Here is a 12,098-nt window from a genome sequence, read left to right as displayed (position 1 = left end):
TTAATGGAGTATAATATTTGATTCTATTTGTTCGAGAGATCTTCCTTTTGTTTCGGGCATGATGCGCCACACAAAGATCAGCTGCAGCACCATCATGGTCCCGAAGAAGAAAAAGGTAACGGCACCGCCCAGGGTTTCGGTTAGATAAGGAAAGTAAAACGCAATCAACGCGGCCATGATCCAATGTGTTGAACTGCCTAAAGTCTGCCCTTTTGCGCGTACCTGATTGGGGAAAATTTCGGATATAAACACCCAGATCACTGCCCCTTGAGAAAAGGCAAAAAAAGCTATAAACAACATGATAAAAATGGGAATAGACAATCCACCCTGTATATGGAAATAAAAGGTAAACGCAACCGCAAATAAAGAGGCAATCAAGCCAACCGAACCGATCAGCATTAAAATTCTTCGCCCTACCCGATCGATAAAATTAATTGCAATGAGTGTAAATATGAAATTGATTACCCCAATACCAACTGTTGAAAGTAGCGAAGAGTGCTCTCCCAAACCAGCCATTTCAAATATCCTGGGCGCATAATAAATAATGGCATTAATACCCGAAACCTGGTTAAAGAAGGCGAACACCACCGCCAGCATTACCGCAAAATTATACTGTCCGGAAAATAGTCCCGGGCTTTTATCCTTGCCTTTATTCAAGGTATCCGATTGTTGTATGGCAGCCAGCTCTTCATCGCAATTTAGCGGATTTATAATCCGGAGCGTTTCGAGTGCCCGTTTTACATCACCTTTTTTCAGGATGAGCCAGCGTGGACTTTCGGGAATAAACCTGATCAGGATCAGAAAAACCAATGAAGGCACTGCCTGAACCCCTAGCATCCACCGCCACGAATGTTCACCACTTTGGCTGAGCAGGTAATTAGAGAGGTAGGAAATCAAAATACCCAATACCACATTGAACTGGAACAAACCCACCAGTTGTCCTCTTTTTTCGGCAGGCGAAACCTCTGAGATATAAATCGGAGCAGTTACAGATGAAGTACCAACACCTAAGCCACCCAGGAAACGGAAAGCCAAAAAGAGGTACCAGTTATCGGCAAGCGCGGTACCCAAAGAGGATAAAAGATAAGCAAGGGCAACAAAGGCCAGTGTATACTTTCTGCCAAAGGCATCGGATGGTTTGGATCCCAAAAGCGAACCTACAACGGTACCGATTAAGGCGATAGAAATGGTAAGGCCATGCTGAAATACGGAAAGCGACCAGAACTGCTGGATAGACTTTTCGGCACCGGAAATCACCGCGGTATCAAAGCCAAAAAGAAAGCCTCCAAGCGCAACAACCATGGACCAGGCCATGACAGAATTTTTTTTCATATAATTTGGTTAGGATAATTTTGGCTGCAATTTATGGCTACAAATTGCTAAGGGGTATAAAAAAAATATCAAAATCGTTAAAAAACAAATAATCAATAACGCATTAATATTCAGATAGTTAAAACTCATATACCTGACAAAAAACACCACACTTTAAATCTGGTATCAGATATCATTCGTTCTGGTTACAAATTTTAAAGATGACTACAGACAAGGATTTTCAAATACAGATTACATTTTATAGTTTTAGCTCAACTAACCAAATCAACTCACACATGAGCGTTGCAAATCCTATCGAATTACAGCCCTTCGCAAGCGTTAAACTTATCCGGATGATTGCCCTGTTTTGCCTGATATTGTTCATTTTTGGATGCAGCAAAAAAAAGGAAGATGAAAAGTTTGTAATTGGGTTTTCGCAATGTGTAGCCTCCGACCACTGGCGCCGCACCATGCTCGATGAAATGAAAATGGAACTGTCATTACATCCGGCTACATCATTTTTGTATAGTGATGCAGATGGAAACAGCAACCGGCAGATTAAGCAGGTGCGTGAAATGCTTAAGCAAAACATCGATCTGCTGATTATATCTCCAAATGAAGCCCACCCACTTACTGCGGTGGTAGAAGAAGCTTATAATAAAGGTATTCCGGTTATTGTGATCGACAGGAAAACATCATCGCCACATTATACCGCTTATGTAGGTGCCAACAATTATGAAATCGGCAAAATGGCTGCTGATTATATGGCTAATGCAGTACTCAAAAGAAAAGGTAGTGTGGCAGAAGTGATGGGATTACCAGGATCTTCGCCTGCCATAGAGCGCTCGAAAGGTTTTACAGATGAATTAAAAAAATATCCCGACATTAAAATAAATTTCCAGGTTTACGGAAACTGGCTTAGAGAAGGAGCACAAAACCAGCTTTATCAACATGCCAAACAACTTAAAAATGTAGATGCCATTTTCGCACATAACGATGTGATGGCCCTGGCCAGTAAAGATGTATTAAACCATCTTTCAATGGGCAACAAAATTAAGGTAATCGGTGTAGATGCCCTTCCAGGAAAAGGCGCAGGCCTGGAACTGGTTGGCAATAAAACGCTAACCGGAAGTCTTTTATACCCAACGGGTGGAAAAGAGGCTATCAATACTGCTTTCGCCATCCTTGGCAACAAATCGTTCGATAGGGAAAATATATTGCAAACCGTGGTGATCGACAGTACAAACGTTCAATTAATGAAAATGCAGTGGTCGAGGATCAGTAACCAGCAAAAAGACATTGAGCGCCAGCAGGAATTATTGGAAAATCAGCTCGAAATATACGACAATCAGCGTTTGGTGCTCAATGTGATTGTAATTACCCTGGTGTTGGTGGTTGTATTCGGTGGTATTGCCTTTCACTCGCTTTTAGAAAACAGAAAAATAAATAAAAGTCTGGAGCTCAAAAACAGTGAAATCCTTTCTCAAAGAAACCAGTTGATCGAGATGTCGGCCAAGGCAGAAGCCGCAACCGAAATGAAATTAAACTTTTTTACCAATATCTCCCACGAATTCCGGACACCTTTAACCTTAATCCTTTCTCCGCTGGAAGATCTGCTAAAAAATGAGAAATTAAGCGCATTAGCAGGCAATAACCTTAACCTGATCAATAAAAATGTATTCAGACTTCTGAAACTGGTGAACCAGCTGATTGATTACCGGAAAATAGAACATCAGAAATTCAACCTCAGTGCAGCCGAGGGAAATATCGTTGCTTTTTTACGCGAACTCATCGAAAACTTTAAACATATCGCAAAAAAAAGAAATATTGATTTACAGCTGTTGAGCGATAAAAATGAAATAATGGTATGGTTTGATGCCAATATCTTAGATAAGGTCATTTTTAACCTGTTATCGAATGCCCTCAAATTTACTCCTGATAATGGCCACATCCATATCAGGGTGCGGGCAGTTGAGGCTGAAGTTGAAATTTTGGTGGAAGATAACGGCGTTGGTATGACTGAAGATGAACTCAAAAACATCTTTGATCAGTTTTACCAGGCTGATTCAGGATATTCACGCGGCTCCGGATTAGGCTTATCGCTTTCAAAAGAACTGATCCAATTGCATAAAGGAACGATCAGTGTGCTCAGTAAAAAATGGGAAGGTACTACATTTACCATTAGTCTGCCAATGGGGAATAGACACCTTTCGGAACTGGAGCAAGACGGACGGCAAGAAAAAAGGATCCGTTTATACGATCAGTTAAAAATTTATACCACAGATCTGGAACCTCAGCAAGCATTCCAGAAAGAAGAAGTATTCAACCCGTTAAAAGAACAATCGATCTTGATTATTGAAGACAATCAGGATCTGCAAAACTATCTTCGCGAAAAATTTGAATACAATTATGAGGTTTTTACTGCAGCAAACGTTATAAATGGTACCCACGAAGCTTACGAAAAAATCCCAGACCTGATTATTTCGGATGTAATCCTGCCAGATGGTTCGGGGACCGAACTGGCCAATAAGCTAAAAAACGATTTTCGTACCTCTCATATCCCCATTATCCTGTTAACGGCAAGAGGAAGTATCGAACAGCAGATCAACGGCATCCAAAGTATGGCCGATCTTTATCTCACCAAACCTTTTAATTTTGACTATTTAACCGCCAATGTAGAAAACCTGATCAGGAACCGTGGCATCTTAAAAGAGCATTATACGAGCGATATCACCACTACGAGCGCCAAGAAAAGCACAGCAAGCCTGCTTGATAAAAAATTTATCAACGATTTTTCGGGAATTGTTGAACACAATCTCTCCAATGAAGATTTTAGCGTTGAAGACCTGTGTAAAGCCATAGGTATCTCCAGGATCCAGCTGTACAGGAAGGTTAAGGCATTACTGAACTGCAGCATTTCCGATTACATTTTAAACCGCCGGTTAAAAAAAGCCAAATACTATCTCGGAAATGAGGATTACTCCATCGCCGAAGTGAGTTATATGGTGGGTATTTCATCTGCAACGTATTTTTCTACCATTTTTAAAGCCAAATATGGTGTAACACCAAGTGAATTTAAGAAAACAAGATGAAGAGGATTGGGATAGATAATGTGAGATGGAAAATGGATGATGGAATCGCCTCTGCGTAAATCCGCGACATCAGCGGAGACGCCAGGTGATTGGTTTTTCCCGCAGATTAAGAAGATATACGCAGATTGATGTTTTGACTATACCGCCAAAAGCCCTGCGCTCTGCGCGCTCCTCTGCGATTAAAAGCAATTTCTGCTTTAAAAGAATTTACTTATGTTTGGCGCAAACAATAGGTGCAATAAAACTTAATTGCAAACAATACCTTCTAATCATCAATCAGCTTTAATATTTTGCAAATCCATCAGCATCCACATCATAAAACAGCAACCGAACAATGGAACGCTTTTAAAAATGGCAATGCCGAAGCATTCGAATCCCTTTATCAAACATATTCTGCAGGTTTGTACAATTATGGATCGAAATTTACAAAAGACAAAGACCTGATTAAAGAATGTATACAGGATCTTTTTGTAAACCTCTGGACCAAAAGAGCTTCAGTTGGAAAACCCGGGCATGTTAAAAATTATCTCTATAAATCATTCAGACATTCGATCTTCAAAAAAACTTTCCAGCTCAATAAAAACGAAAGTTACGAGGAAACGGAAAGTTATTCTTTCCAGGTAGTGCTAAATGTAGAAGAAGCACTTATCGATAACGAAAGGCAATTGCAGGTAAGCGAACAGCTTCAACAGGCCATTGCTAAACTTACCGCAAGGCAACGGGAAGCTATTTTCCTTAAGTTTTACGAACAACTTTCGTATGAAGAAATTGCCGAAGTAATGGGGATCAGCGTTAAGGCTGGTTACAAAATAATGGCCAGATCTTTAGATTACCTGCGGAACAATCTTTCTAAAGATGATTTATTATTGCTCTACCTGGTCTTACATTTAAAATTATTCAACTAATAATCAACACCTTACAAAATATTATATATTTTTATCGATTTGAATGGGGTAAAAAACTCAGGTAGCTGCTAATAGGATCAAAAGAAGAACAATGAAAAAACAGCTAAGCGATTATCAAGCTTATACTTTAGCAGATCTGATCAATGATGAAACCTTTATCCTTTGGGTGCTTCAGCCTGATGAAAATTCAAATGCTTATTGGCAGAACATTCAAAAAGCGCACCCTGCATTAAATCCATCAATTGCAAGTGCAAAGGAAATTGTATTGTCTATGCGTTTCGAAACCGATTCGCTTAGTGCACCAGAACAACAGCAACTTTGGCAAAACATTGCAGCGAAAACTGTTTCGATCAAAACAACAGGCAAAATCATCCCCATGTGGTACCGTTATGCTGCAGCAGCGGTTGTAGTTGGCATCTTGTGCTGTATAGGTATTATATATTCGGTTAACCAGAAAGTAAACATCCAAACGCCTTATGGCCAATTAAAAAATATCACTTTACCTGATGGATCGGTTGTAACCCTAAATGCCAACTCGAACATTAAGTATGATAAAAACTGGGATAAGGACGAAATCCGTGAGGTTTGGATATCAGGCGAGGCCTTTTTAAAAGTAAAGCACCTGCACCAAACCGGCAAAATACAAAACCACGAACGTTTTATTGTACATACAGGCGCGGTTAATGTAGAAGTTTTGGGTACATCATTCAATGTAAACGACAGAAGAGGCCGTACTGAAGTAGCCCTCCTGGATGGTAAAATCAGTTTAGGTTTAACTGCTGATTCAGCTAAACAGCTTATTTTGGCACCTGGCGATATTGCAGAGTATGCAAATGGTAAACTGATCAAAAAACCGATCAATGTGGTTGAATACGCCTCATGGAAAGACGGAAAACTCTATTTCCGCAATGTGCCTATGGCTAAGATATTCGACTATTTCGAAGATATTTATGGATATAAAGTGGTGGTAGATGATCCTGGAATTTTAGAAAAAAGATTATCGGGTGCTTTAAGTGCCAAAAACAGAGATGTACTTTTCAAAGCCATTGGCCTAACCTTGAACATCAATATTACGCCAAAAGAAGATTCACGCGAACTGGTGGTTACCTCTAAATAAGGCAAGATCATGAAAAAGAACTTAAAAACCAGCCTTATTCTTTTGTTATGCCTTGCCTTTTTTAATCCATTAGCACGTGGTCAACAAACAAAACAGGAAGAAACACAAGCTTTAACCCAGGTACTCAGCAAACTCAGCACAGCATATAAAGTCAATTTTTTATATGAAGAAAGCCAGCTCAAAGAAAAACAGGTAATTTATAATGCCAGTAATTATGCGGGCAAGCCCCTAAAGCAGATTTTAGATGCCATTATTCTACCCCTTAATTTATCGTGGTTTAAAGTGGATGATAAAAACTACTCCATTTTCCCCACGATTTCTAAAACCGCAACACCTTTAAAACCAAACACTGCCCCTATCAATGTAGATTCTCTTGCAAAGGATCAGGTAAACGGGCGATTGTTGGATGAACATGCCAAACCATTGGAATATAGCACAATAACCCTATTGGTGGCTGCCGATTCATCGCTTGTGATGAATGCGCTGTCAGATCTTGACGGAAAATTCACTTTTCCATCGGTTAAGCCAGGCACTTATAAAATCAGGGTTTCCTCTGTTGGCTACAGCCCTTACACTACAAAACCCTTCACAGTTGGTGGCAACATACCGGTAACCATTGCCCCTATTGCCATGCAACCATCTGGCGAGAATTTAAAAGAAGTTAAAATTACCGCAAGCAAGCCCTTGGTTGAGGCCAAAAGCGACAGGTTGATTTTTAATGTAGAAAACAGTGCCATGGCCGTTGGCAATTCACTACAGGTGTTAAAATCGGCGCCTTTTGTACGGATTTCGGCTGATAATACGGTGAGTTTGCAGGGAAAACGGACCATGATTTTGATCGATGGTAAACCTGTACCTGATGCGGCTTTAGAGAATATCTTACAAACCATGCCTGCGGGCAATATCCTAAAAATAGAACTCATTACACAACCCTCCGCAAAATACGATGCAGCTTTTGGGGCGGTGATCAATATCATCACCAAAAAAAGCCAGATCGAAGGTTTTACAGGAGATGTACGGGCGGATGGCTCGACGGGGAAATATGCGATCGGCAATGTAAATACATCGGCGACTTTTAAACGTAAAAATTTAACCATTTATGCCAACGGGGGTGCTACCAAAGGCGATAATGTTTTCGGCATCACTTCTGAGCGTTTTCAAGACCCAACCGATCCGCTTTATTATTTAACCAATAACTGGTCGCGGATCACACACAACAACCTTTATAATTTTCAGGCCAGTGCCGAGTTACAATTGGATAAAAACCAGAGTTTATCGCTTTTCGCAAATGGTGGCATATTCTATTTTAAGGGGCCATGGGCAACTACGAATGCATTCGGCCGGAAAAACATCGGTATCGATTCTGTGCTGCGCACGGATGCAGTTTTTAACCAGCATGCCAGTTCTTACACCTACAACTTTAATTACCATCTTTTGGCCGATTCGGGAAAGAATGAACTGGTTTTACTCGCCACATTTACCCCGTTTAAACGGAATCTCTTTCAAAATTTCCCTTCGGTACTTTACGATGGAGCTGGCAAAGTGATCAGAACACCTGCCTATTACCAAAACCGGAACAAAGCCGCCATTGATGTTTATATAGCCCAGGCCGATTATACCCACCAATTTAAAAAACAATGGAAATTGGAAACCGGATTTAAATTTCAATATACCAATTCCAACACCAGCGTAGAATACGAAGATACCCGCAACGGCCAACTGGAACCAAATGCCACATTTTCCAATCAGAGTAACCTCAGGGAATCGATCAGCTCGGTTTATGGAATACTCAGTAAAGACTGGAAAAACGACAAATTGCAGCTTGGTTTAAGGCTAGAACGCACTCAGGCTGATTTTGTTGACCATTTTAAGCAAAACTATAACAACATATTCCCAACTTTCCTTTATCAGCACAACTTTAACCAGAACAATAACATTTCACTTTCGTATAAACCCACCATTAACCGTGCACCTTATTACGAGTTGGTACCCTATACTGTTCTGCTTAATCAATATACCATTGAGCAGGGTAACCCTTCGCTTACGCCCCAATTTGATGATACATACTCCATAAATGCCAATATCCACAAGCTCAATCTTTCGTTAAGTTACACCAGAACAAAAGGCATGATCGGTTTATTCCCGTACAGACAGGATCTCGCTACAAAAGTGACTTATTATATGCGCCGGAACCTGGACCGGTCATCAGATATTTCTCTTTATGTATTTTATCCGATCAAAATTAACGATTGGTGGGAAACCCTAAACAGTGGCACGCCTGTAGGTTATAACCAGGCTGAAGGCCCTGTTTTAGGTGCAGATTACAAACTGGGTGCCTTCCACTCCGATTTTAAAAGTTCGCAGATCTTTAAAATCACGAAGAACCTGAAATTGCAGGTAGATGCCTATTATTGGACGGATTACGTACAGGATCTTTCGAAAAACAGTGGCTACAAAAATATAGACGCGTCCTTTTTACTTAATCTTTGGGAAGGAAAAGGACAACTGCGTTTAGGTGGAAACGAATTGATTTTTAAACGGAACGATTACCTCATCGAACGCAATTATGGCGCCTTTAATTCGTCAGAACGTATTACTAACGATAGCAAACGTGTTTTTGTAGGCTTCACCTATAAATTCGGCAAATCAAAAATTCAGAAATCAGACAATAAACTGGGTAATGAGGATGCGCTGAAGCGACTTTAAAACGGCTAAACGGGCATGAACAAGTACTGAATAATTAGAGTACCTTATTTTAGTTTTATTGTAAAAATGACTGGCATTAGGATGAAGTACCCACAGATTTACTTCGAACTTTGTTCGGATCCTACTGTCACAACTCCGTCTGAAAAGAAGTTGAGTTTTTAAATGCACTGCCCCCAAAAAGTAAGACACTTTATGGGGGCATTTTTAGGAGCAAAACTAATTATTCAGACGGTTCAATATGGATTAAGATATTACCAAGCTCGGGAATTGCTTTGTGAAGCGTATCCTGCAGTTTATGGGCCAGTTCGTGCCCGGCCCTCACCGAAAGGTCTCCATTTACGAGTGCATGTAGGTCTACATGGTATTTCATACCCGATTTCCGGATAAAACATTTTTCAGTACCGGCGATTCCCTGAACAGTAGCCGATACTTTTCGGATTTCGGCTATAATATCTTCATACAGATTTTCATCCATGATTTCGCCCAATGCAGGTCTGAAAATATGGTAACAGTTGTAAAGAATAAAACCGGCTGCAAACAGTGCCGACCAATCATCGGCAGCTTCATAGCCCTTGCCCATAAACAAGGCAATAGATATCCCGATAAAAGCAGCGACGGAGGTAATGGCATCACTTCTGTGGTGCCAGGCATCTGCTTTTAAAGATGAGCTATTGGTTTCTTTGCTACGCTTCATCACCAGTCTGAACGAAATCTCTTTCCAGATGATAATTGCCCCGAGTATAAATAAGGTAAAGGGCTTCGGAAGACCGTGCGGGGTTTTGATGTTCTGAATACTTTCGTAAGCAATTATAGTTGCTGAGGTAATCAGAAAGCCAACAACTAAAAAAGTAATCAAAGGTTCTGCCCTACCGTGCCCGTAAGGATGGTTTTCATCCGCAGGTCTATTCGAATATTTAATCCCAAACAGCACTAAACAGGAAGAAAAAATATCGGCGGTAGATTCGATGGCATCGGCAATTAAGGCATAAGAATTCCCAAAAATCCCAGCAGCACCTTTTATCAGCGCTAAGGAGGTATTTCCGATGATGCTAAAATAGGTTGCTTTTACTGCTACCTGTTCATTTGTTGTTGTCGCCATGTCAATATCTCGTGCTGCTAAATCTCGTTAATTTCGGGGACGTCAAAAGTAAGGAAATTATGGTTCAAAGCACACATGTTTATAAATATCTGATCATGAATCTTTGACGGGCACATCACTAAGAGATTTTGTCTGATTTTTACAATTACGGCGGCTATGTGAAGCTTAATTTTGTTTTTTAATCAATGAGATGATGAAGCAATTTACCGCTATCTGTACGATATTATTAGGTGCATACCTATCCCTACAGATACCTAAATCTTTAAAAAAGAAAGAAAACATGAAATTGAACGCAGGTTTTATTACACCAAAGCTAAAAGAAAGTAAGGCATTTTATAGCGAAGTACTTGGATTCGGATTAACATTCGAAAATGACTTTTATGTACTGATGCATAGCCCGAATGAGCAGGCAGAAATCAGTTTTTTGCTTCCCAACCATGCTTCACAACAGCCACTATTCCACAAAGCCTATACTGGTGAGGGTGCATACCTGACCTTAGAAGTGCCCGATGTGGATGCGTTTTATGAAAAGCTAAAAGAGAAAAAAGTAAACATCAGTTTTGCCATTAGAACGGAGCCCTGGGGAGACAGGCACTTCGCCATCGAAGATCCTAATGGTTTAGCGATCGATATTGTGAGTTATAAAAAACCGGATTAATTTTTACGACGTTAAATCGATATTTAAATTGTTAATTAAAACACCTCACCTGGATTTTTACCATAAAACCGTTTAAAATCTTTGATAAAATGGGCCTGGTCATAATAACCGGCCGTTGCAAAGTGAGTATTTGGAACAATGGCCTTCGTTTTTGGGCAGAATTGCAACATGTGCTGGAACCTGACAATGTTACTAAATACCTTTGGCGCTGCACCAATGTAAAAATTAAATAAGCGCTGAAGGTTTCTGGGACTGAAGCCGGTATCGAGATCTTTTTCTACCCTGATGTTTCCCGAGGCATTAAAAATCCTTTCGATGGCGAAGTGGAGCCTTGGGTCTTCGGTCTTTGGATCGATTTTTTGAAATAAACGCATCATACATTGATCAAACAGGGCTGCAATATCGATACCTGCCTTCCGCTGTTTAAATTCCGTACAAATTAACTGCGCAAACTGAGGGTAAATATCTTTTAGTGCTTCGGCTTTTCCGGTAAGTTCGGATGCATCTATATTAAACAAATGAGGAAACGCAGCTGGCCGAAACCTCAGGCCTGCATAACTAAAAAAATTACCAAGCTCAAAACTCACGAATCTTTCCGATAAGCCCATTACGGTACTGTCCTCCGGGTTCTGCAGATTATAAAACACATCAATGCAGCCATCGGCTACCACACCATAATCATAATGCTCAGCAAGCGGTACAGTACTTTCAAGCAGCCAGTAACAGAGGATATATTTTCCGAACAAAGGTGAAGGGAGGAACTCACGATAGGTTACATCTGGCACACCATGCATGGCCCAGGGCTGAAATGGCCTGTAAACCTGTTGAATGTTATGATTTAATTTCACTAGCAAAAAATTGACGCGTTAAACATGATGGCTATTAAGCAGTCCCATCATTTATCTATAATTCTATGGATCTGTAAATAAGACTCTGCGGCCTTTATCTGTAGGTACAATAAAACCGATAACAGGGATGTTTGTGCTTGTAGCTATATCTTGCCATTTGGACGGATAAATATAACATCTAATAATGGTTCGGGTAAATCAGTAGCAGGTATAAATTCAGTTTTTCTTTCTCCGGACAATATTTGATCTAGTGGGATAGTTAATGCTTTATTTTATAAGCTATTACTTCAAGTGATAAAAAAAATAACACGGCTAGTTATCGTGCAGATTATTCGGTCATTTCAGCTCCATTAAAAACATCA

Annotated in this window: 8 protein-coding genes; 5 read left to right on the top strand and 3 right to left on the bottom strand. The window is 40.2% G+C overall.

What is annotated here, in order from left to right; all coding sequences use genetic code 11:
* Positions 1–1,332 carry a sugar porter family MFS transporter gene (locus tag AC04Q1_RS19990; RefSeq protein ID WP_478366332.1) on the bottom strand — a complete coding sequence of 444 codons (1,332 nt, stop codon included), beginning with the start codon at positions 1,330–1,332 and terminating at the stop codon, positions 1–3.
* A gap of 275 nt (positions 1,333–1,607) precedes the next feature.
* On the opposite strand from AC04Q1_RS19990, the gene AC04Q1_RS19985 reads away from it, so the two are divergent.
* The 4 genes from AC04Q1_RS19985 to AC04Q1_RS19970 all read left to right on the top strand — a co-directional run bounded on the left by AC04Q1_RS19985 (position 1,608) and on the right by AC04Q1_RS19970 (position 9,131).
* A complete protein-coding gene (locus AC04Q1_RS19985; protein WP_478366331.1) occupies positions 1,608–4,403 on the top strand; it encodes a substrate-binding domain-containing protein in 2,796 nt (931 codons plus the stop codon).
* A gap of 290 nt (positions 4,404–4,693) precedes the next feature.
* Positions 4,694–5,308, top strand: coding sequence for an RNA polymerase sigma factor (locus AC04Q1_RS19980; protein WP_478366330.1), 615 nt, complete (start codon positions 4,694–4,696; stop codon positions 5,306–5,308).
* 91 nt (positions 5,309–5,399) lie between these two features.
* Positions 5,400–6,425 carry a FecR family protein gene (locus AC04Q1_RS19975; RefSeq protein WP_478366329.1) on the top strand — a complete coding sequence of 342 codons (1,026 nt, stop codon included), beginning with the start codon at positions 5,400–5,402 and terminating at the stop codon, positions 6,423–6,425.
* Between the two features lie 9 nt (positions 6,426–6,434).
* Positions 6,435–9,131: an outer membrane beta-barrel protein gene (locus AC04Q1_RS19970; protein WP_478366328.1), complete on the top strand. Its 2,697-nt coding sequence runs from the start codon at positions 6,435–6,437 to the stop codon at positions 9,129–9,131.
* Positions 9,132–9,351: 220 nt separating this feature from the next.
* On the opposite strand, the gene AC04Q1_RS19965 is transcribed toward AC04Q1_RS19970, so the two are convergent.
* Positions 9,352–10,230 (bottom strand): cation diffusion facilitator family transporter, encoded by an 879-nt coding sequence (locus AC04Q1_RS19965; RefSeq protein ID WP_478366327.1) that lies wholly within the window; start codon positions 10,228–10,230, stop codon positions 9,352–9,354.
* 190 nt (positions 10,231–10,420) lie between these two features.
* Between AC04Q1_RS19965 and AC04Q1_RS19960 the strand changes: the two genes are divergently transcribed.
* Complete coding sequence (locus AC04Q1_RS19960) at positions 10,421–10,888, top strand: VOC family protein (protein WP_478366326.1); 468 nt, start codon at positions 10,421–10,423, stop codon at positions 10,886–10,888.
* Positions 10,889–10,923: 35 nt separating this feature from the next.
* Here the strand turns inward: AC04Q1_RS19960 and AC04Q1_RS19955 are convergent, their stop codons facing one another.
* Positions 10,924–11,736 (bottom strand): DUF6597 domain-containing transcriptional factor, encoded by an 813-nt coding sequence (locus AC04Q1_RS19955; protein ID WP_478366325.1) that lies wholly within the window; start codon positions 11,734–11,736, stop codon positions 10,924–10,926.
* Between the last annotated feature and the right edge of the window lie 362 nt (positions 11,737–12,098).

It is taken from the genome of Pedobacter humicola (genome assembly GCF_056490705.1).
This window is presented reverse-complemented; position numbering and strand designations above follow the sequence as displayed.

Bases quoted from the DNA above. Each gene is read 5' to 3' on its own strand.
- AC04Q1_RS19990 (WP_478366332.1), bottom strand. From the start codon at position 1,332: ATGAAAAAAAATTCTGTCATGGCCTGGTCCATGGTTGTTGCGCTTGGA.
- AC04Q1_RS19985 (WP_478366331.1), top strand. From the start codon at position 1,608: ATGAGCGTTGCAAATCCTATCGAATTACAGCCCTTCGCAAGCGTTAAA.
- AC04Q1_RS19975 (WP_478366329.1), top strand. From the start codon at position 5,400: ATGAAAAAACAGCTAAGCGATTATCAAGCTTATACTTTAGCAGATCTG.
- AC04Q1_RS19970 (WP_478366328.1), top strand. From the start codon at position 6,435: ATGAAAAAGAACTTAAAAACCAGCCTTATTCTTTTGTTATGCCTTGCC.
- AC04Q1_RS19965 (WP_478366327.1), bottom strand. From the start codon at position 10,230: ATGGCGACAACAACAAATGAACAGGTAGCAGTAAAAGCAACCTATTTT.
- AC04Q1_RS19960 (WP_478366326.1), top strand. From the start codon at position 10,421: ATGATGAAGCAATTTACCGCTATCTGTACGATATTATTAGGTGCATAC.